This is a genomic window from Myroides profundi, assembly GCF_000833025.1.
Taxonomy (GTDB): domain Bacteria; phylum Bacteroidota; class Bacteroidia; order Flavobacteriales; family Flavobacteriaceae; genus Flavobacterium; species Flavobacterium profundi_A.
Genome location: NZ_CP010817.1, coordinates 2,145,108 through 2,165,847 on the forward strand (window position 1 = coordinate 2,145,108; position 20,740 = coordinate 2,165,847).

Below are 20,740 nucleotides of genomic sequence, written 5' to 3' on the forward strand. Positions count from 1 at the left end.
GTTTAGAAATTAAGTTGTACCCCAAAAGAGATAATTTTGGAGAATGGAAAACTTTGTGCATTAGTGCGCTTACGAGCAGAGTTTGGACTATTAAAGTCAAAAGAATTACTAGCTGCTTCAGGATCGATATAATCCGTTAAATTAGTAAATGTAAACAGGTTCTCACCACTTACATAGATTCTTACTTTATCCATCTTTACTCTCTTTACTAAATCCTGTGGAAGAGAATATCCTAATGTAATATTCTTTAGACGTAAATAAGAAATATCTTGTAAGTAACGATCATTCTGTACACCTAACTGTCTATTACTTCCTAATGATGTATATCCTACTAGACGTGGAAAATAGGCATCTGTATTCTCTGGAGTCCAAATATCATTCGCTAAATCTTGACGAATAAATGAATTATATGGTCTGTTATAAGGTCCCCAGAACATTCTACTATCCGTATCAGGATACCAATCTTGTTTTCCTACTCCTTGGAAGAATGCAGAAAAATCAATTCCTTTCCAATCAAATGCTAAGCGGAAATTATACTGATACCTAGGAGCTGTATTTCCAATCTTACGCATATCTCCATGATTTTCTAAAGTATTTGCTCCTTCACTTACTATACCATCTCCATTTAAATCCTTAAACATAACATCTCCAGGTTGTAGTCCTCCATTGGCTATGATATGAGCAGATACACGAGATTGATCTGCATGATTAGCGATTTGCTCTGGACTAGAGAACAATCCTTCTACTGAATATCCCCAAATCTCTCCTAATTCCATACCTACATAATAATCTGTCAGTAATCCTGTAGGGTTATCAAAGCGCGTAATCTTGGTCTTAGAATCAGATAAACCTGCTGATACAGAATAATTAAAATCACTACCTGCTAATTTAAACGAGTCATTATATCCTACAGATACTTCAAACCCCTTAGTTCGTAGATCAGCGGCATTTTCGCGTGGAGAATCTGTTCCTAATACACCTGGTAGTGTTCTTCCTTTAGTTAACATCCCATCTATATCCTTTTGAAAATAATCAAAACTAACATTCAGTTTGTTTTGGAAGAAACCTAAATCAAAACCGATATCAGAAGTAGCTACTGTCTCCCAAGTAATATCTCTTGGGTTTAAAGAAGGGGCTTGCATATACTCTAACAATGCTCCATCTAATGCATACCCTTTATCAATAGCTTTATTCAATGTTGGAATATAAGCATAAGCACCTATAGCTTGGTTACCTAACTCTCCATAAGAAGCGCGTATCTTAAATTGGTTCCAAAAACCGAAAGTGCGTTTAAAGAAAGGTTCATTCGCTACATTCCATCCCAAAGAAACAGAGGGAAAGAATTGCCATCTCTGTTCACTAGGGAATTTAGACGTCGCATCATATCGACCATTAAGCTCTAAAAGATACTTCCCTGCATAATCATAAGAGAATCGATAAAAATACCCTCTTAAAGCCCATTCATAAGCACTACCAACTACAGTAGGATTAGAAGATCCTAAACCTAGATTATCTAAATCATCAGAGATTAGGTTCTGAATACTCATGATTCTGTTATCATTTTTAAAATATTCTTGGTTATATCCTGCCATGAAATCAAAATTATGATCTCCAAAGTCTAAACGATATTGTCCATAAATATTTAGAGCATTGTAATCCTCTATGGTCTCATTTACATTCAATTTATTCTCTCCAAAGTATTGGATCTGATTTGGAAGAATAGAATATGGAATTAAAGTAGAACGTTCGTTAATATCTCTAGTATTCTTCTTGTAAGCATAACTAGCGTGAACGTCTAAGTTTTTGAGTGGTTTAAAATGAAATGCATTAATCGTCGAAAACTCATCTCTTACAGCAGTTCTATTTGACTTACCATGTAGTAAAGACGCAAAATATCCATCTCCGATAGTGTAATTATTTAACTCAGTACGCCATAGCGCTCCTCCATCAGGATTCACTGGAACATAAGAAGGTAAAGCGTGTACCAACATTTCACTTGTCCATGGATCTCTCCATCCATACTGTGTTCCTCCATGTACTAAGTCAGAAGATTTAAAATACTGATTGTTTGTACTAAAACTAATCCAATCATTAATTTTAATATCAAATTTAGCTCTTAAGTTATTTTTCTTATACTTATCATCCTGTACTTTCAATAATCCATCTGCAGAATAGTTTCTATACGAAAAATAACCTTTGACCTTTTCGCTTCCCCCAGAAATACTGATATCATTGATATAAGAATATCGCGTATCTTTCCAGAAGTAATTCCACCAATCTGTACTACCATAATGTACATATTGATCACGACCATTTCTATTTTGGATTTCAACACGAGCTAATGCAGGATTCTCTGAGACTGCTTTTAATTGTTCATAATCATATTCGTTATACCCTGTATAACTTCGCCCACTACCTGTAATAAAAGCTTGGTCAACAATCTTAGCCGCTAAATAAGGATCAGTTACAAAATCTGTATTTTGCGTTTGAGAAAGTATATTCATCGTAGAGTTAACACTTACCTTTATTTCTCCTACACCTGGGTTCTTTGTTTTGACAAGCACTACCCCAAAGGCACCTCTAGCACCATATACTGCAGCAGCACCAGCATCTTTTAATACACTTATGCTTTCGATATCATCTGGATTGATATTAGAAAGGCTTCCTTCTACTCCATCAATTAATACTAACGGTCCACCTCCATTAACAGAGTTAAATCCCCTAATATTAATATTCGCTTCTGCATCTTCTTTACCACTTGAATTGGTAATGTTTAAACCTGGTGTAGTTCCTTGTAAAGCAGACACAGCGTTAGAAAGAGGCCTATTTTTTAAAGCTCTAGTATCTACTTCTGTTACAGAGGTAGTAATATTCTGTTTCTTTTTGTCTCCATAACCAATAGCCACAAGTGTGATGTCTTCTAAATGTGTGTTGAATTGGTCATTCTTTACTGTAATTACCCCATTGGTATAATTCACTGTATACCCCGTCTGCATAGCGATTACTTCTAGTATATCCTGAAGTCTAGCAGCCTTGCCTTCATAAGCGATTAAAGGAGTCTCTTTTAAAGTAGAATCCTCAATGTTCACCTTAGCAGCAACTTTGCTCGCTAATTCTGTTACTACTTTTCCTAAAGTCTCATCCTGTTCTATGACAATAGAAATAAGTGGAGAACTTACTGGTGGTTTACTTTCTTGAGCGACAAGAAAACCTGAATAAAATAGGAATGCTATGTAGCAACAGACCTTAAATTTCTTCATAATTACAAATGTTTAGTTTTTATGTTCTAAACGTACTGCCAATCACTCTTTAGCTTGCATTGTAAAGAATTAAATAAACATTAAGTAATTACTACAAAACAACAATCCCTTAATCTATGTAAAACAATAAGATAACAATAGTAAAATGCCTATAAACTTATATAAATCAAATATCACCTTAGGATTATTTCTTTTAAACTCTTTGAAAACATAACATTCAAATAGAGCATAATACCTCAACAAATAGTTGTATTTTCACTAATTAAATCACTGTATTTATGAAGTAAATTATTGTGTTAAAGATGACTTTCATTTTCAATAAATAGATAAGCCTTACATCATAAAAGAGAATTAGAACTTTACTTATCTTACTAAAGGCTTTATCTTTCTTAAGTAAGTGTACAATATTCAAGAAGAAATAAAGTTGTATTCTATTTACCTATGTTTAACCTTTCTCTATTATTAACCTTGTGATAACATTGAAAAGTTTAATCAATACTGCAATTTCATTGCACAAAATAAGAAAGTCCCTAAAAAATTATCAACTTTCAATATTTCCCCTTATCATTAATGATAGATAACTGATTTTTTATCACATCTATTATATTATCAATAAATACCCCATCTTAACCCTTTGATAACATAGCAGTAACTCATAGGTCATAATCACATAGGTACTTTGTCTCAATGAAAAAACACTATTTATCTATGAGAAAAAGTCTAGTTATTTTTTCTTCTTTATTATTACTTTCTTGTGGAAACAAGGATCATTCTATCAAGATGAAAGGTTCTGACACAGAGGTAAATTTAGCAGTAAACCTAGCAGAGAAATACACTCTAATAGATTCTGACTTTAGTATTGCTATTTCTGGTGGTGGTTCAGGTATTGGTATTACCTCTTTACTAAATGGTCAAGCTGACATCGCTAATTCTTCTCGCCCTTTATCAGACAAAGAGATTGCACAGTTCGAAAACAAGAATATAAAGCTTCGTACTGTCATATTTGCTGAAGATGCTACTGCCTTTGTAGTACATAAGGATCTACCTATAGAAGAAATAGATCTTGAAACTTTAGCTAAAATAATGAAAGGAGAAATCACCAATTGGAAAGAACTTACTTCTGTAGACCTACCTATTAATATCTATGGTCGTCAAAGTAGCTCAGGTACTCACTCCTTTATTAAGAAAAAGCTAAAGATAGAGTTTTCTAATGCAGCTAAAGAAATGACAGGAAATGCTCAAATCTTAGAAGGTATTAAAACGGACAAATCTGGGATAGGCTATGTAGGTGCAGGTTATATCTCTCACGAGACAGCTACTAATCCTACTGTAAAGATATTGAGTATTAAAGAAACTCCTACTTCACAAGCTTATTCTCCTATAGACTCCAATGCAATCAATAACAGTCTATACTTCTTCCAGAGACCACTGTATCAGTTCATCTTAGAAGATTCGTGGGAAAAGGTAAAACCATTCATTGACTTTGAAAACGGAGAGATCGGAAAACAACTGATCAAAGAACACGGTTATTATATAATAGAACGACCATAATATGAAATATAACGTTAGAATAGGATTAGATGTTACTTTTAAATACATCTTTAAAGCGACTGGTCTTTTAGTGCTTTGTTTATTAGGAGGAATATTAGCCATGTTAATATACAATTCTATTTCCTTCTTTATGGATGTAAAGCCCCTTGACTTTATCACAGGGATGGAATGGAATCCTACAGCAAAGAACCCTGTATATGGAATGCTTCCTCTTATACTAAGTACTACCATAGTAACCTTAGGAGCGATGCTTATCGCTATTCCTCTAGGAATAGGTACAGCTGCTTTTATATCTGAATATGCTGGTACACGACTAAAGAATATTTTAAAACCAGCTATAGAAATGTTAGCTGCGGTTCCTTCAGTAGTTATTGGTTTCTTAGGAATCGTAGTGGTAAGCCCTGGCTTAGCTGATATGGCAGGTTTACCTAATGGTCTTAATGCCCTAAATGGAGCTATCTTACTAGCGATAATGGCACTACCTACTATTATTACGATTGCAGAAGATGCTATACATGCAGTACCCAAAACATATAAAGAAGCAAGCTATGGTGTAGGCGCTACTAAATGGCAGACTCTTCGCAAAGTAATCCTTCCGGCAGCAGCTCCAGGTATTATCTCGGCAGTCATGTTAGGAGTAGGTAGAGCCATCGGAGAGACCATGACTGTACTTATGGCAACAGGTAATGCAGCGTTAATCCCTACTGGATTCTTTGATTCTGTAAAAACAATGACAGCGACTATCGCTATCGAAATGGGGGAAGTTCCTTATCAGACAACACACTACTATGGGCTATATGCTCTAGCGACAGTCTTGTTCTTCATGACACTTATCGCAAACCTAGTAGGAGAATATTTTATAAATAGATTAAGAAAATACCATGCAGCATAATAAACTAAAACTATCCTCTATCATAGAATGGGGAACATTAGTAGGAACCACTCTTATCGTGTGCTTTTTCCTTGTTGTAATCATCCTAGAGATTGTGACAAAAGGAATGGGAAGTTTATCTTGGGAGTTTATCTCTACTATTCCTAAAGAAGGAATGACTAAGGGAGGTATTCTTACACCGATTATAGGTACAGTGCTTATTACCCTTATCACGGCTTTATTCAGTATTCCATTCGGTGTATTCTGTGCGATCTACTTAAATGAATATGCAGAAAACAACTGGCTGACAAGAACGATTAGAGCAGCTATACGTAATTTATCAGGTGTTCCTTCTATTATCTATGGACTATTCGGATTAGCCTTATTTGTTCAGACGCTATCTCTAGGAACTTCTTTACTAGCTGCAGGATTAACATTAGGACTATTATCACTTCCATATATTATCACAACTACAGAAGAGGCATTAATGCAAATACCAAATAGTACGAGAGAAGCAGCACTAGCAGTAGGAGCTACTAAATTTGAGACTATTAAAGATGTGGTGATCCCTTCTGCTGTACCGGGTATTCTAACAGGTGTAGTACTAACACTATCAAGAGCAGCTGGAGAGACAGCTCCCATCTTATTCACAGGGGCAGCGTTTTATATCAGTGATACGAATGGATACCTAAACCAGGAGTTTATGGCTCTGCCTTATCACTTATATATGCTATCGACGCAACATCAGTCAATAGAAGAAGTAAGACCTATTGCTTATGGAACAGCATTAGTGTTGATTATCGTAGTGTTCCTATTAAACTTAAGCGCATTTTATATCCGTTATAAATTCAGAAAAAATGAAAACTAAATTATCTGCTGAGAACTTAAATATTAGCTTTGGAAGCAAACAAGTTTTAAAAAATGTAAGTGTAGAATTCGAAGAAAATAAAATAACTGCCCTTATCGGACCTTCTGGTTGTGGTAAGAGTACTTTACTAAGAAGCTTTAACCGTATGCACGACTTAGTTCCCTATGCTAAAATAAATGGAACTATCAAGTTAGAAGATATGGATATTTATTCTAAGACTATACCTGTAACGGAGATTAGAAAGCGCATCGGGATGGTATTCCAAAAAGCGAATCCTTTTCCAAAAAGCATCTATGACAATATCGCTTATGGGTTAAAGATCAATAATCTCCCTCATGATAAAAGTGTAATCGAAAAAGCATTAACGGAAGCCTTCTTATGGGATGAAGTAAAAGATGATTTAAAGATGCCAGCTCATCGCTTATCAGGAGGACAACAACAACGTCTGTGTATCGCAAGAGCTGTAGCGCTTCGTCCAGAAGTAATCTTAATGGATGAACCGTGTTCTGCACTTGACCCTGTAAGTACAATTAAAATCGAGGAACTTATTCTTCATTTAAAAGAGAAATATACAATCGCTATTGTAACACATAATATGCAACAAGCACAGCGTATCGCTGATCAAACTTACTTTATGTATCTAGGTGAAGTAAAAGAAAGCGGTTTGACACAAGATATCTTTGAGAATCCTAAACACGAAATGACTAAGAATTATATCAACGGTGTTTTCGGATAAAAAATAAAAATGCCAAGTAGACCACTTACCTACTTCGTCATCAATAAGTCTGACTTATTAGAGTAAAAACGGATACCTTATAAGGGTATCCGTTTTTTATTATTTACAAGACTTCTGGATTAGCAATATGAAGTGGTCTACCCTTAATATAACTGATCACATTCTCGAAAGCTGTTCCGAAATATAATTCATAACTAGACTCTTCCACATACCCTATATGAGGTGTGCATACAACATTATCAAAATGTAGTAACTCATAATTAGTATCATAGATAGGCTCTTGCTCATATACATCTACTCCGACTAATAGTTTCTGCCCACTCTGAAGCACATTGAGCAATGCTCCGCGTTCGATTAGTTCTGCCCTAGCAGTATTCACTAGTACTGCATTCTCTTTCATTAGTCTTATATCCTGTTCTTTCACGATACCATAAGTATCCTTATTCAATCTAAGGTTAACAGTGATAATATCTGCTGTACTAAAGAACTCTTCTTTAGTATCTGCACTCATAAAACCATCTTCTACTGCCTTAGCTCTAGAGGACTCACTCCCCCACACTAATACTTTTGCATCAAAAGCCTTAGCATATTGGGCTAGCTTCTGCCCTATCTTACCATAGCCCCATATACCGACAGTCTTACCACTTACATTAGTACCAATATTGATTTGCCACTTCCCTTCTTTCATTCCCTGTATAGCCTGAGGGATTTTCCTTATCGTATTTAAGATCAATGCCCACGTTAACTCACATGGTGCAATAGGAGATCCTATCCCTTCTGCTACTGCTACCTTATATTGCGTACAGATATCTAGATTAAGGTGGTTTGATATCTTACCTGTCTGACTAATTAACTTTAGATTCGGTAACTTACTCAATAACTCTTCTGTTATCTCACTTCGCTCTCTTGTTAAAACTAAGATTTCTGTCTGTTGTAGCAAGTCTGCCAATTTAGAAATATCTTTTTCTGATTGGTGTAAGACAGTAACGTCTTGTCCTTTTAGTAGTTCGAAGCATTTTAAGTTCTTGATGACGTGTTGATAATCATCTAATATCGTTATTTTCATTTCTGTTGAGTTTTATAGATTTACCCTGTAAATCATTTATTTTTAAAAGAGTAGAAAAACCATTAGATATACTCTCTTTTCGATAGGAAAAGTACAAAAAAGGAAAGTATATCTCTTCTATTATTAGAATATCTTAACGTTGTGTCTTATTCTACTTATTACTATATTGTTACCTATATTCTAATTGACTTAAGTATGCTATTTACCCCTATAACGACCTCTTTAAAGAACAATAAACAAGTAACTATTCGCCTTGCAAGCTCAAATGATGCTAGTACATTATTAGATCTTATCAAACAATACTTAGACACCTCAGAGTATATTCCTATTACTAGTAGTGATTTTAATAAGACTGTAGCAGAAATAGAAGCTTGGATTGAGAAACTAAATAGTGCTAATAATTCTATAATGTTAGTGGCAGAACATAATGGGCAACTAATAGGGAATTTAGATCTAACAGGGCATCATAGAAAGACACTACAGCATACAGCTATATTAGGAATGGGAATATTACTAGAATGGAGAAACACAGGGTTAGGCACAGCATTACTAAACAGTGCAGTAGAATGGGCTAAAAGAAATAATACACTTGAGATACTTACATTAGAGGTCTATAGTGAGAATATAGCAGGAATAGCACTATATCGAAAACAAGGATTTAAAGAAATAGGTATTATACCTAACTTTATTAAGGACAATGATAGGTACTATGATAATATGAGTATGTGGATGGCGTTGAGGTAGATACTATTCAGACTTTTTACTTAACCATTTATTCATTTGTTGGATCATTGTAGAGTAATCTACACAATCATAAGTCCTAAAGGATTCCCAATCTTCTATTTCATCTTCTATGGCATAGTGTTCTCCTTCTTCATAAACACCTGTAATAATCTGTCTTTGTATCAATTCTTTTGCAAATTGTTTATCTACTATTCTAGGTAGACCACGTGTACAACTAAATTGATAAAAAGGTTTATAAAAAATTATTCCATCTAATCTGTCTTGATACAAGACTTTATCATCATCACCATAAGGATAATCAAAGTGAGTTTGTCCAAAAGGAGTTCCTTTTAGAGTAAAACCAATAGGTTTATTTCCTGTCATTTCAAAAGCAGCATCCCATTTACCATCATTAGATAATTCTATTTTGTGCCCTTTACCATATTCGGGACTTTTAGAGTTTTCTGATTCATAATTGTACCAGTTCAAAGCTACTATCTTTACTTGATGCCTATATTTTTCTTTTAAATAACCTCCAACAGTCTTTACTTTAAGATTACCAATGATATCATCTATTTTCTCAGCATGGGGTCTATTCTGTATGTACAAAGCTTTTTTATGTCCATTAATTGGACGCTGCTTTTCATATAACTCTATAAAGTTGTAAGCCATAATACTATCTCGTGTATTTGACGTAGATAAATACTTCCGTTCAAAATCTAAATACTTCTCTCTCGTCATTCCTTCCCATTCAAAAGCACAATCTGTAAAACCTATAGTTATCTTCTTTTGAGTACTTAAATCTTTATTTATATCATAGATACCTTTTAGATATTTAATCATATTAAACTTATCCCACAGAGCATTATAATCAAGTTCTCTATATAATAAAACGAACTCCTTTTCGAACTCCTCTTGTTTATTATAATCTCCTTTAACAACAATGTTTCCCCTATTTGTTTGATTAACTACACCTACTTCTGTATATACATGACCGATTTCATTGATAAATCTATTATCCTTTAATATCTCTAGAATCAAATCGTACTGTGTAGACTCTCTATGGTCACGCTCACCTAGAATAACAATATCATTAGTCTTAAATAGTTCAAAAATATAATCTTTAGGGGATTGTTTTGACTCTTTTAAGAATTCATAATACTCTTGTACCGTATATTGTGCATAACAAAAAAATGGCAAGAAGAACAAGATGATATAAAACAATTGCCTGCTCATTTCGATATATATTTAAGGTATTTCATTAGGATTATCTTTAAAGTATTCTATAATAATAAAAAACAAACTCTCATATTAAAAAACACTATACAATTATTTCATTTACATTACTTTACAGAAAAAACTATCTCTATCTTAGTAAAGATAATGAAAAACACTATTAACTAAATAATTATGATGAAGATACAGCATAAACTTATCTATCCGATTCTACTATACTGTTTACTATATACTGTTATTACAGCTACCTATTTTTCTTTAAACTTTATAGGTAATACAGAGTATCAATCAGTATTAGCCTCTGTTCCTTTAATTCTTCTAAGTATCTACTTTATCAAGAAACATAAATTACCTATTCGCATTTCTCTAAAACTAAATACAGACAGCAAGTCTAAGAGAGATCTAATCAAATACACTAGTCTATTTGCTGTTATTTTTTTGGTAGTCAATAGTCTACAGATATTCTTATCTGATTCATCGGATATACGCTATGATTACTTAGAACAGATATGGTTCTTTATTCTGATATGCTTTCCAATAAAAGCCTTAGGTGAAGAAGTCTTATACAGAGGGTTAATCCAAAACTACATTGACAAATACATCAGACCTTCATCAAAAAGTATCAGCCCAGGTAACATCATCACCGCAGCATTAATGACTATTGCGCACTTAGGCTTCTTTTATATTATGCCATTACCTAATGCCATACTAGCTTTTATACTAGTATTCTTTGCCTCGCTTTTCTTTGGGTATATCTCTAAGATTACTAATCGTAACATCTTATATTGTACTGTAATCCACATATTCTTAAACTATATCCATGTAGCTATACAGTGCTTTTATATATCCTTTATTCTTTAACCTTACTACCCCACTTCTCAGATGCTGAAATAACACTAAACCTAAGAGTCGTAAATTCATAATGAAAGTCCTTTCGCTCTCTTTCTTTCATCGCGTCTATATGACGGTTAGGTTCATCTACTTTGCCATGTCCCTTGACCATGTCTAACATATCTTTCTGTGTATTCCATATAGAGAAAGTAGAGACTCTATGTGGAAAACCAATAGAAGCTGTAGCAAATAGTACTCCTGGGTGATCCCGTACCAACATCTCTACTGGTCTTCCCCATTTAATAAACCTTGGTATCTGTAAGAACTTCATCCTAGCCACTGTAACTGCTACAACTGAAGCAGATTGGTCTTCACTAATACTCTCTAGCTCCTCTGGTACAAACCCTGAGACATTACCCCATTGTCTAATTAATTTTAACTTGAGATACTCTCCTTTTGCAAGTGTTCTACCAACCTTATTATAGATTAAAAAATAATCTAATACACACTCATCTTCCCATTGGGCAAATATAACTACATGCCTAAGTTTTAATCTGGATAGGGAAAAAATAGGAGAACCTAACACCATGCTAGACATTACTTCAATATGTAATAAACCTTTTTGTCTCTTTAATCTATGTGAATTAAATAGCAATTTTAGTCTCATCCATAAAGATACTTTCACTAAGTGATAACTATATATAGTCATAGATTTAAACGTTTTTATTACATTATCATTTGTGCCTTACCTGTAATATAACGATTTACATTTAAAAAAACATATCCTACAGTAAATAATGGTTAGATACTCAAAACTGTGTTAATAATAAACGTAACTTACATATTCCTAAACTATATCTATAAAGCCTCTTTAGAGATTACTCTTCCTATTATTTTAAATAGGGATTATTATCCTTATCATGTTCTACCCATATAAGTTTGCTAATATCATATCCAACTTCTTTAGCAATTTCTAAATACTTTACTTTCACATCTTCAGGCAAAGTTTTTTCTCTAGATAGAATCCATAAATAATCAAGATTCTTTCCTGCTATTAAAGCATATCGATAATCTTCATCTAAAGCAATGACATTATAACCAGAATAGAAAGGACCAAAGAAACTAACTTTTAAAGCTGCTGTTCCTTTATCTTTTCTAAACTTTGCTACTCCTTTTGCTACAGACCACTCCTTCTCTACGTAATTATATCCACTATTAAGAACCTCTACATTCCCATCTTTATCTAGACTGTACTGAGCTGAAGTATTATTCAAATCTTTTTCAAATCGAAAGTCAAAGCGAGCTATTTCATACCACGTTCCCAAATAACGTTCTACATCAAAATTAGTAACTGGTGTAGCTCTCTCTGGAATATCACTATTATTACATGACATTAAGAAGGTTGCACAAAAGAATAATAAACTGAAACGAATAAAGTAATTCATAATTAGTACATTTTGAGTTTTATCAAAAATAAAAAAACTACTTTTAATACAACTATATTATTTAGAATTATTTTAAACAACACTTATTATTGAATAAAAAGGTCTATCTATATTAAGTTTTCATTCCTTTTTAAAATTTAATATCCTATCTATCATTTTTTTACCGATTTTTGAATTGTCAAAAAACAACAATAATAGAATCAAAAGCTCAGATCATGAAAAAAACCACACTTTTATTGGCAATGGCATTAATCGTTATGTCTTGTAACCAAAAGAACAAAGAAGAAAATAACCCCGAAATAACAACTGAACAAACCTCAACAAATGTTGAAGAAATAGACACACCTAAAGCTGGATTTAATATTGAAGATATAGCTTATAGCAAAGCAGATATAGGTACTTTCCCATTCTTTACCTTACCTAAAGGATTAAAAGAAATGAACAAACCATTTCAGAAAAACTTTGATGTATGTTACTTCCCTATTGATGGAGTAATGACTCCTATTGAAGGAAAACTGTATAAAACCAATGTAACTGCTGTAGCAGGAGAAGAGTTTTCTCAACGCTACTTTGAAAAAAGCTTAGAGGATTATTTAAATTCTATAGGAGCAGTAAAAGTCTTTGAAGGAGAAATCACAGAGAAAGAATATGAACGTTATAATAAACAAGATCCGAATAAAGGAGATGAAGGAGATATCGGATATACTGGAGAATTAATTAAACTTTATATTATCCGTACACATAATCAAGGAAACGTTTATATCCAATACACGGCTAATAATGCAGGTGGTAAGCTTAATATCTTACAAGAAGAAGCCCTACAACAGACAATTACTAAAATTACAGCAGACAAAATAGTAAAAGACCTAACTGAGAAAGGTAAATCTATCTTATATATCAACTTTGATATCGATAAGTCTACACTTACTCAAGATGGAGAAAAAACAGTTGACGAAATAGCAATAGCTTTAAAGAAAGATCCCTCTTTAAAAATTTCAATTGAAGGACATACAGATAACACAGGCGAAGCATCTCACAACAAAAAACTATCTACAGATAGAGCTAATGCAGTGATGAATGCCCTAATAAAACAAGGCATCGCTAAAGAGAATCTATCTGCTAAAGGCTTGGGTGCAGATAACCCATTAGTTACTAATGACTCTGACAGCAATAAAGCTAAAAACAGAAGAGTCGAATTAATTCGAGTAAAATAAGCCTATATCAATAGTGCTCTCCTTTAAACATGCCCCAATAAGTATTTACCTTATTGGGGCATGTCTTAATGCACAGGCTGTAGGTGGTTTTTATATGAATATTGTATTAAAATCATATTACATATTTGTATCATATGGTGCATATTACAACACAACGTAAACGTCCAATATCAAGTTGTGTATGCGTCACTGTAGGGGCGTAAAACGTTACGCCCACCAATATATGTCACGCCACACCATTCATTTATAAAATGAATCCTTTGACCACATTCTTGGATTATTAATTATATAATTCGTTACGTTTTGGTATTCATTGTAATCACGTATTATACGATCATAATAATTTCTTTGCCAAATATTTTTAATCCCTACGCTCTTGATTACTGTACATGATACACCTGATTTAAATCCTCTTATAATAGAACCAATCGTTTTAGAGGTAGATTCAAAACCTTCTTTCTTGATTGTAACCGTTTCTTGTACTATTTGTATAACACCATGTATATGATTGGGCATAATCACAAAATCATGTAAAACAACATAAGGATGAAAAGTGTCTATTTTTAACCAACAATCTTTAACGATCTTTCCAATATCACTTAGATACATTTCATCATTATTTATGCTTCCAAAAATACATACTCTATCATTGGTGCAAATTGTTATAAAATACAATCCCTGTTGAGAATAATCATATTGATTAAAACGATACGACTGCCTATTATATAATCTTTTTTTACTCATAATTGCTTAGAATACTATCATTTTAAAGATAACCTATTCATTAAAATACAGGCTAAAATAATAGATTGAAAATCAAATAATTGAAACAAAATCAATACAATAAACAAATATGATGTATATTATGTGGGCGTAATGTTTTACGCCCCTACCTGTGTGTGCCGATAGGATGTTGGTATTGTGTTATTGACATATATTTTATTTGGGCGTAATGTTTTACGCCCCTACCTATGTGTCCTAACAGAACATAATATGTAATCACCTATTTCTAATACATTAAAATATTCCCTTAAACGTAGGAGGACTAAACTTAATTCGCTTTCCTTCCCATTCAGTTATATTACCAGAACTATCCATAAAGGCAAACTCTATTTCATAATCATTATCTCTTTTAAAACTAAAAGCCCCTGAACACATACCATGCCCTACACTAATAGTATCTTTATAAGCAACTAAATAATAAGTAGTTTCTTCTTTTGTCTTTACATTCTTCATTGTAGTCTTTACTAAGAACTCTGAATCATCTTTGGCAGGATTAGAAAATATCACATTAGAAGAAGGACCACATCCATACATAACGTTTTCTTTCTTTTCTATCTTAGGCTTAGAAGCAACCACAGGTTTATCAGTATCTACAGTAGGCAATACCTTATACGTTATAGCTTCATATTTACCCGACTCTGTATTACGTCTTTCTAATTTGTCATGTTGAGGTAGATTATCAATTACTAAGGTATATTCAAGTCCTGCCTCTAACTCGGTATCAGGCTTTAAGATAGCTTGTGTCAGATTAAAACTACCTACGTAAGTCTCTGTCACAATTAAAGGCACTATCTTATCACCACTTTTAAGATATATGGGATATTCCTTATTAAGCGCTTTAATGATTGATTGACTGTCAGCATAGCCCTCTATCATAAAGATAGAGTTCTGATTAATGGTCGACCCATTAGGAAAAGCACTTAAGCCAAATGATCCACATTTCGCATAAGTAGCCCCTATACCAAAAAACACCATAAATAACACTAAAAGTTGTTTCATCCTTTTTGAATTTATTAATACTTTATCTAAGATAATCTATTCTTATAAAGATTATAACTAATAAGTATAAAAAAGCCTATATCAATAGTAATCCCTTTGATATAGGCTTTATATTTTATGTCCAAATAACTACTTCTTATTAGCCATTTGGTTCACTATTTCTTTTAGAAGTGCTTTTCGCTTAACAGCTGCTTCCTGTTCTTTCTTCTTCTTTTTATCTATTTTATCCTTGACAGCCTTTCTATTGGCAGGTGTATTTCTTCCCATTGTTATCTGTATTACTATATACTCTAGTGCAAAGTTATCATACTCCTATCAATCAGCATTACTTCTAGCAGTAATAAATATGATTTAATTAAAAATCTTTTTCTATAGGATTACTACTTAAGATCAGTTTCTGTTTCATCTCTGCTGGATATTGATCTATATTTTTTGCATTTCCAGGATTTAACTCTATCAGTAAATCTATTGCTGTTTTATTATAAAAAACCTTATCTGCTTTCTTTGCTTGTTTTCTAGATACCTCTTCATAATTAGCTAATCCATCTAAAGCATCCTTAGCTAATTTTATATTTTGGCTGTTGGTAAATTCAAAAACGTACTCTCCTGCCGCATCCCATGCCTTAACTACAAAACCAGGTAGATTATTAAACTTATAAGGACCATTTAATGCAGGAATGTCTGTTGTAAATAAAGCATACCACACACGTCCACCGTAGCTTGTTGTTGCCTCTTGTACCTTATATCCTTCCCATTGAGTTACTTCAGGAGCAATTGTCCATTTAATACTATTTTTATCCTCTTTATAATAATACTTTTGTCTGCTTTGTTCAAGATAAAACTTATTTTCATCAGCATTACTATATACAGACCAAGCAAAACCTGATTTAAACTGCCTTAGTTTATTCATTATATCCATTCTAGACAATGATTTATCTGTCTTCGAAGTTGCCATAAATTCACTTCGCTGTAGGCTTCCATAATCAGTAAAGCGAGAATTACTTTGATTAATATCTAGAATAGCTACCCCTTCCGTTATCTGATCTGTTTTTTGAGGATCCTTTACGATTTTTGTACTATAAAAGAATCTACTGATAGCAATAGAATCATTAGATTCTTGTGCAAAAGTGTTACCTACCAATGCTAAGGTTAAAATAAGGCAAAGTTTTTTCATGATAAATATTTAGTTTTTTAAGTGTTTGTTACTAGACTAGTAAACATATAAAAAAACTTCTAATTACCTCCTAAATATCTAATATAAGATATTTAATATTGATTTTATTATCTTTTATAGCACCATAAGCATAACAATCTATTATTTTACAATTTAAACAAAAAGAATATTAATTAATACATATTTTTGTTAAAAACAAAAAAAACTAATCAAGATATGGGATATTATATTTTTTCTTATGGCATTAAAACAGATCAAATACTAAATGCTTTTGGTTCTAAAGATTCCAAACTACAAAAAGAAGTAGAAGAAAATGATGTCTTTCAAGACTATAGTGATTTTGAAGTAGATGATTCTAAAACATCAACGAATCAAGCTTTAATTGACATTATCCAAAAAAATCCTTTCAATCATAAGTCCAACTATGCTTATGGATATGCTCTAATAGGGCTTTGTGATACTTTAGGAAAAGAACTTCCTTATGGCCAAGAAATTAAACTAGGGTATGAAACAGACCTGATTAACAAGGTCTTAACAGAAGACTTTTCTATAAAAGATATCGAGATTGAAAAATACCTTTTGGCAGACAATAGTCATCCTTTTCCTATTCCAAAAATAGTGGAATGGCCACTAATTGGTTTGATTAGACAACCTCAATTACAGGAGTTAAAGACAAAACTCTTATCCCTTAATATTACTGAAGAACAAATTGAAGAACTAGAAGATGATCCTGAGGATAGAGAATTCACTTATGCGCATCTAAAAGGTATCTTAGACAATATTAATTATTGCCTTGATAATAATTTAGAACTAATCTCCTTCTGCCACAAGGAAATCTACTGTTAGTAATCAGTAGGTTCCATAAAATACAAAAGAGGATAAGTATATACCTATCCTCTTTTGTATTATCATTACTTTATTCTATCCAAAACTGTCCCTTAGAATAAACTCTTGCTTTACCAGCTACGATTACCCTTTCGGCTTTATTCTCACAGTATAACTCACCACCTCTTTCTGATATTTGCTTTGCAAAAAGCGTATGCTTTCCTAATCGTGATGACCAGAATGGTATAAGAGAACAATGTGCTGATCCAGTTACGGGATCCTCAAGAATAGTAGATTGAGGTGTGAAATATCTAGAAACAAAGTCACTCTCTTCTCCCACCGAGGTTACCACCACTCCTCCTGGATCTAAGTTGATTAAATCTAAAACAGATTGATTCACTTTAATATTCTTTACATCCTCCTCTGACTCATAGACTAAGATATAATCTCTAGATTTGAAGACTTCTTTAGGCTGTATATTAAGTGATTTAGCGATAACATCTGGTAATGCTGAAGCTTCTGGCATTCTTGATGGGAAGTCCATATAGTACATCCCATCCTTAACCTCTACAATTAGCTCACCACTCTTGGTATCAAATACAATTCTGTCCTTTGGATAGTTTAATATACTTGATAGACAGTGTGCTGTAGCCAATGTAGCATGACCACATAAGTCCATTTCTATCTCAGGAGTAAACCATCTCAAATGAATACTATCTCCGTTATCAATAAAGAATGCTGTCTCTGCAACCGCATTCTCTCTTGTTATTTTAAATAATACCTCGTCAGGCAACCAACTTTTTAAGGGTACAACACAAGCTGGGTTTCCATGAAAAATATGTTCTGTAAAGGCATCTATTTGATATAGTTCTAATGTCATTATCTACTTTTTAAAATATTATATTGTTTCTATAAATTGTATGTAAGGAATTACACTGTTTTTGATAGTTTCTACTGAGCTATCCTGCTCTATACCATAGTATGCATAGAATCCTTGATAGTCAGCCTTAATGTAATTAAAGGTTACTTCAAAAGGGGCTAACAGTTGTTCTAGAGTATATTTATATTTTCCTTCTGCGCTATATTCCTGCTCATCAATTCCTGCTGATATGGCTAATCCTATTTTCTTATTACTCATCTTATACCCACTCTGGCTACCGTAAGCCCAGCCATAAGTCAGTACCTCATCTAACCACGTTTTAAACAAAGGAGGACAATTAAACCAGTAAAAGGGAAATTGAAATACAATATGATCATAGGATTCTATCAATTCCTGTTCTTTTTGAATATCAAGTATTCCGTCAGGATATTCACTGTGTAAATTATGAATACAGTATCGTTCAGGAGATTGTTCTAACTCCTTTATCCATAACTTATTTACAATAGATTCTCCAAAATTAGGATGGGTTAAGATCACTAATGTACGCATCATTTCTTAGCATTAATCGTTATTACTACCGCAAAAATAGGGAGTTCAAACAGCTTTTTGTACCTTAGCGCCCAATTGTTAGATACTATCAAAAAAGTAAGTATGACCAAAATTAAGGAGACTTCTACTCACTTCGAAAACAAAAAAGCCCTTGAAAATGAATGTAATGAGGTATATGCCACAAGTATAATTGGAGGGCAATGGACGATGGCTATTTGTTGTTATTTACTTGAAGGGAAGATGCGTTTTGGAGAGATTAAAAAGGTATTACCAAATATTACAGAAAGAGTGCTTACACTTCAACTACGCAAATTAGAAGAGAATAAGGTTATTATCCGTACTATTTATCCAGAAGTACCGCCACGAGTAGAATACGAACTTACACCTATAGGTCTAAAACTAGCTCCCATCATTAAAGCACTAGGCAAATGGGGAGCTGAGCATAAAAACCTTGAAGAAGAAACTAAACAAGTGTAGCAAGTTATTTCTCTTGTCTAGATTCTATCTCTTTTCTAATATTTTTAGCAGTAGTGAATAAGTTTATCACAGTTGGCAAAAGTGCAAAAGGAACAGCTATTAAGGCATTGAAGCCTTTTGCCAAAGCTCTATATCCCAAGAACACCAAGAGAACAAGAAGCATCCCTACCAATAAACCAACACTTTACATAAAAACAAATAAAACACACCATATCAACAACTAACAAATTACTTACCGATAAACTTAGAATCACTTAAAGTAGACATAAAAGCAATTAAAGCTTCTTTCTCTTCTTCACTAAGTGCGATACGGTTGTTTGCTTCTTTGAAAATAGGGTCTAAGTTATCTGCATCTAATACACCTCTATCAAAGTAATCCAACACCTCTTTTAAAGAGCTAAACTGCCCAAAGCTTCCATAAGGTGCAGTATATTCAATATTTCGAAGAGAAGGTACCCTAAAGCTCATATAGTCTTTTAAATCACCTGTTACCCTAGCTCTCCCAGCTTCATTACTATCGGGATTGATAGGAAAACCAATATTTCTAAAACTTTGATCTGTAAAAAGCGCTCCACTATGGCAGCTACTACACTTCTGAGTAAACACCTTGTACCCATAAGCCTCTTGACTAGTAAATTCCTCTTGTCCTAACTGAACACGATCGTACTTACTATCAGCAGAGATCAGCGTATACTCATACTGAGCGATACTTTTATATATTCTCTCTGGAGTCATAGACTCATCTCCATAAGCTTTTTTAAACAGCTTTTTATACTCTACATCAGTTCCTATTTTATCTAGTACTTCTACGATAGAAGAGTTCATTTCTTCATGTGTGATAATAGGCACGATAGGTTGATTCTCTAATTGAAGTTTACTACCATCCCAATTGTAATATTTCATAAAGAGCAAGTTCTGAATAGGAGGTGCATTGCGAAGCCCTACCCTTCCTTCTATACCTATAGCTTGGGCATGATGATCTGCATAAGCTGATTCTTGTATATGACAGCTAGAACAGGAGATTGTATTATCCTTGCTCAACCTTGGGTCTGTAAACAGCTTTTCTCCTAATTCAACTCCATATTTTGTAGGTTTATTTTTTAAAGCAGCTGAGTTCCACTCTGGAAAACTAGTAGGAATTCCTAACTCTATCTCTGGATTGTCAATCACAATATCTTCATACTCATCCTTATTACAGGAGATGAAACACAGTAGAAGTAATAGTACAGTTATTTTTGTTATTGTTTTCATT

General features: G+C 33.2%; 21 protein-coding genes. 9 read left to right on the forward strand and 12 right to left on the reverse strand.

Annotated elements, in window-relative coordinates; all coding sequences use genetic code 11:
• Positions 1-2 precede the first annotated feature (2 nt).
• The gene (locus tag MPR_RS09410) at positions 3-3,260 is read right to left on the reverse strand and encodes a SusC/RagA family TonB-linked outer membrane protein (protein WP_041891945.1); all 3,258 of its coding nucleotides are present in this window, start codon (positions 3,258-3,260) and stop codon (positions 3-5) included.
• A 708-nt stretch (positions 3,261-3,968) separates the two neighbouring features.
• Here MPR_RS09410 and MPR_RS09415 point away from each other — a divergent pair.
• Genes MPR_RS09415 through pstB form a run of 4 tightly spaced genes read left to right on the forward strand, consistent with a single transcriptional unit; the run spans position 3,969 to position 7,286 of the window.
• Positions 3,969-4,811, forward strand: coding sequence for a substrate-binding domain-containing protein (locus MPR_RS09415; protein WP_041895336.1), 843 nt, complete (start codon positions 3,969-3,971; stop codon positions 4,809-4,811).
• Position 4,812: 1 nt separating this feature from the next.
• The gene (gene pstC, locus MPR_RS09420; RefSeq protein ID WP_006260159.1) at positions 4,813-5,703 is read left to right on the forward strand and encodes a phosphate ABC transporter permease subunit PstC; all 891 of its coding nucleotides are present in this window, start codon (positions 4,813-4,815) and stop codon (positions 5,701-5,703) included.
• Complete coding sequence (gene pstA, locus MPR_RS09425) at positions 5,693-6,550, forward strand: phosphate ABC transporter permease PstA (protein ID WP_041891948.1); 858 nt, start codon at positions 5,693-5,695, stop codon at positions 6,548-6,550. The genes pstC and pstA overlap by 11 nt, the downstream gene beginning before the upstream one ends.
• Entirely contained in the window at positions 6,540-7,286 is a 747-nt protein-coding gene (gene pstB / locus MPR_RS09430) for a phosphate ABC transporter ATP-binding protein PstB (RefSeq protein WP_006260157.1), read from the forward strand. Before pstA ends, pstB begins: the two co-directional genes overlap by 11 nt.
• A gap of 103 nt (positions 7,287-7,389) precedes the next feature.
• Here the strand turns inward: pstB and MPR_RS09435 are convergent, their stop codons facing one another.
• Positions 7,390-8,352 (reverse strand): D-2-hydroxyacid dehydrogenase family protein, encoded by a 963-nt coding sequence (locus tag MPR_RS09435; RefSeq protein WP_041891951.1) that lies wholly within the window; start codon positions 8,350-8,352, stop codon positions 7,390-7,392.
• A 195-nt stretch (positions 8,353-8,547) separates the two neighbouring features.
• Between MPR_RS09435 and MPR_RS09440 the strand changes: the two genes are divergently transcribed.
• Positions 8,548-9,096, forward strand: a complete 549-nt coding sequence (locus MPR_RS09440) for a GNAT family N-acetyltransferase (RefSeq protein ID WP_041891954.1) — start codon at positions 8,548-8,550, stop codon at positions 9,094-9,096.
• 3 nt (positions 9,097-9,099) lie between these two features.
• On the opposite strand, the gene MPR_RS09445 is transcribed toward MPR_RS09440, so the two are convergent.
• Entirely contained in the window at positions 9,100-10,311 is a 1,212-nt protein-coding gene (locus tag MPR_RS09445; RefSeq protein ID WP_041891956.1) for a hypothetical protein, read from the reverse strand.
• 174 nt (positions 10,312-10,485) lie between these two features.
• On the opposite strand from MPR_RS09445, the gene MPR_RS09450 reads away from it, so the two are divergent.
• Complete coding sequence (locus MPR_RS09450; protein WP_235280422.1) at positions 10,486-11,172, forward strand: CPBP family intramembrane glutamic endopeptidase; 687 nt, start codon at positions 10,486-10,488, stop codon at positions 11,170-11,172.
• On the opposite strand, the gene MPR_RS09455 is transcribed toward MPR_RS09450, so the two are convergent.
• Both MPR_RS09455 and MPR_RS09460 read right to left on the reverse strand, forming a co-directional pair.
• On the reverse strand, positions 11,162-11,851 hold the full coding sequence (locus tag MPR_RS09455) for a hypothetical protein (protein ID WP_041891960.1): 690 nt from the start codon (positions 11,849-11,851) through the stop codon (positions 11,162-11,164). The genes MPR_RS09450 and MPR_RS09455 overlap by 11 nt on opposite strands.
• Positions 11,852-12,032: 181 nt before the next feature.
• A complete protein-coding gene (locus MPR_RS09460; protein ID WP_041891962.1) occupies positions 12,033-12,587 on the reverse strand; it encodes a lipocalin family protein in 555 nt (184 codons plus the stop codon).
• Between the two features lie 215 nt (positions 12,588-12,802).
• Between MPR_RS09460 and MPR_RS09465 the strand changes: the two genes are divergently transcribed.
• Positions 12,803-13,801 (forward strand): OmpA family protein, encoded by a 999-nt coding sequence (locus MPR_RS09465; RefSeq protein ID WP_041891965.1) that lies wholly within the window; start codon positions 12,803-12,805, stop codon positions 13,799-13,801.
• A gap of 240 nt (positions 13,802-14,041) precedes the next feature.
• Here MPR_RS09465 and MPR_RS09470 read toward each other — a convergent pair whose 3' ends face one another.
• The 4 genes from MPR_RS09470 to MPR_RS09480 all read right to left on the reverse strand — a co-directional run bounded on the left by MPR_RS09470 (position 14,042) and on the right by MPR_RS09480 (position 16,757).
• Positions 14,042-14,410, reverse strand: a complete 369-nt coding sequence (locus MPR_RS09470) for a transposase (RefSeq protein WP_139177151.1) — start codon at positions 14,408-14,410, stop codon at positions 14,042-14,044.
• A gap of 408 nt (positions 14,411-14,818) precedes the next feature.
• Positions 14,819-15,583 (reverse strand): hypothetical protein, encoded by a 765-nt coding sequence (locus tag MPR_RS09475; RefSeq protein WP_041891970.1) that lies wholly within the window; start codon positions 15,581-15,583, stop codon positions 14,819-14,821.
• A gap of 129 nt (positions 15,584-15,712) precedes the next feature.
• Positions 15,713-15,850, reverse strand: coding sequence for a hypothetical protein (locus MPR_RS18735; protein WP_006260146.1), 138 nt, complete (start codon positions 15,848-15,850; stop codon positions 15,713-15,715).
• A gap of 88 nt (positions 15,851-15,938) precedes the next feature.
• Positions 15,939-16,757, reverse strand: a complete 819-nt coding sequence (locus MPR_RS09480) for a GLPGLI family protein (RefSeq protein ID WP_041891973.1) — start codon at positions 16,755-16,757, stop codon at positions 15,939-15,941.
• Between the two features lie 216 nt (positions 16,758-16,973).
• Between MPR_RS09480 and MPR_RS09485 the strand changes: the two genes are divergently transcribed.
• Positions 16,974-17,603 (forward strand): DUF7691 family protein, encoded by a 630-nt coding sequence (locus MPR_RS09485; protein ID WP_041891975.1) that lies wholly within the window; start codon positions 16,974-16,976, stop codon positions 17,601-17,603.
• Between the two features lie 70 nt (positions 17,604-17,673).
• Here MPR_RS09485 and MPR_RS09490 read toward each other — a convergent pair whose 3' ends face one another.
• Both MPR_RS09490 and MPR_RS09495 read right to left on the reverse strand, forming a co-directional pair.
• Positions 17,674-18,462, reverse strand: coding sequence for a PhzF family phenazine biosynthesis protein (locus MPR_RS09490; RefSeq protein ID WP_041891979.1), 789 nt, complete (start codon positions 18,460-18,462; stop codon positions 17,674-17,676).
• Between the two features lie 18 nt (positions 18,463-18,480).
• Positions 18,481-19,011 (reverse strand): NAD(P)H-dependent oxidoreductase, encoded by a 531-nt coding sequence (locus MPR_RS09495; protein ID WP_041895340.1) that lies wholly within the window; start codon positions 19,009-19,011, stop codon positions 18,481-18,483.
• Positions 19,012-19,113: 102 nt separating this feature from the next.
• Between MPR_RS09495 and MPR_RS09500 the strand changes: the two genes are divergently transcribed.
• A complete protein-coding gene (locus tag MPR_RS09500; RefSeq protein WP_041895342.1) occupies positions 19,114-19,488 on the forward strand; it encodes a winged helix-turn-helix transcriptional regulator in 375 nt (124 codons plus the stop codon).
• A 228-nt stretch (positions 19,489-19,716) separates the two neighbouring features.
• Here the strand turns inward: MPR_RS09500 and MPR_RS09505 are convergent, their stop codons facing one another.
• Positions 19,717-20,739: a cytochrome-c peroxidase gene (locus MPR_RS09505; RefSeq protein WP_041891981.1), complete on the reverse strand. Its 1,023-nt coding sequence runs from the start codon at positions 20,737-20,739 to the stop codon at positions 19,717-19,719.
• Between the last annotated feature and the right edge of the window lies 1 nt (position 20,740).

Coding starts and splice junctions, on each gene's coding strand:
- MPR_RS09410 (WP_041891945.1), bottom strand. CDS start 3,260: ATGAAGAAATTTAAGGTCTGTTGCTACATAGCATTCCTATTTTATTCA.
- MPR_RS09415 (WP_041895336.1), top strand. CDS start 3,969: ATGAGAAAAAGTCTAGTTATTTTTTCTTCTTTATTATTACTTTCTTGT.
- pstC (WP_006260159.1), top strand. CDS start 4,813: ATGAAATATAACGTTAGAATAGGATTAGATGTTACTTTTAAATACATC.
- pstA (WP_041891948.1), top strand. CDS start 5,693: ATGCAGCATAATAAACTAAAACTATCCTCTATCATAGAATGGGGAACA.
- pstB (WP_006260157.1), top strand. CDS start 6,540: ATGAAAACTAAATTATCTGCTGAGAACTTAAATATTAGCTTTGGAAGC.
- MPR_RS09435 (WP_041891951.1), bottom strand. CDS start 8,352: ATGAAAATAACGATATTAGATGATTATCAACACGTCATCAAGAACTTA.
- MPR_RS09440 (WP_041891954.1), top strand. CDS start 8,548: ATGCTATTTACCCCTATAACGACCTCTTTAAAGAACAATAAACAAGTA.
- MPR_RS09445 (WP_041891956.1), bottom strand. CDS start 10,311: ATGAGCAGGCAATTGTTTTATATCATCTTGTTCTTCTTGCCATTTTTT.
- MPR_RS09450 (WP_235280422.1), top strand. CDS start 10,486: ATGATGAAGATACAGCATAAACTTATCTATCCGATTCTACTATACTGT.
- MPR_RS09455 (WP_041891960.1), bottom strand. CDS start 11,851: ATGACTATATATAGTTATCACTTAGTGAAAGTATCTTTATGGATGAGA.
- MPR_RS09460 (WP_041891962.1), bottom strand. CDS start 12,587: ATGAATTACTTTATTCGTTTCAGTTTATTATTCTTTTGTGCAACCTTC.
- MPR_RS09465 (WP_041891965.1), top strand. CDS start 12,803: ATGAAAAAAACCACACTTTTATTGGCAATGGCATTAATCGTTATGTCT.
- MPR_RS09470 (WP_139177151.1), bottom strand. CDS start 14,410: ATGTATCTAAGTGATATTGGAAAGATCGTTAAAGATTGTTGGTTAAAA.
- MPR_RS09475 (WP_041891970.1), bottom strand. CDS start 15,583: ATGAAACAACTTTTAGTGTTATTTATGGTGTTTTTTGGTATAGGGGCT.
- MPR_RS18735 (WP_006260146.1), bottom strand. CDS start 15,850: ATGGGAAGAAATACACCTGCCAATAGAAAGGCTGTCAAGGATAAAATA.
- MPR_RS09480 (WP_041891973.1), bottom strand. CDS start 16,757: ATGAAAAAACTTTGCCTTATTTTAACCTTAGCATTGGTAGGTAACACT.
- MPR_RS09485 (WP_041891975.1), top strand. CDS start 16,974: ATGGGATATTATATTTTTTCTTATGGCATTAAAACAGATCAAATACTA.
- MPR_RS09490 (WP_041891979.1), bottom strand. CDS start 18,462: ATGACATTAGAACTATATCAAATAGATGCCTTTACAGAACATATTTTT.
- MPR_RS09495 (WP_041895340.1), bottom strand. CDS start 19,011: ATGCGTACATTAGTGATCTTAACCCATCCTAATTTTGGAGAATCTATT.
- MPR_RS09500 (WP_041895342.1), top strand. CDS start 19,114: ATGACCAAAATTAAGGAGACTTCTACTCACTTCGAAAACAAAAAAGCC.
- MPR_RS09505 (WP_041891981.1), bottom strand. CDS start 20,739: ATGAAAACAATAACAAAAATAACTGTACTATTACTTCTACTGTGTTTC.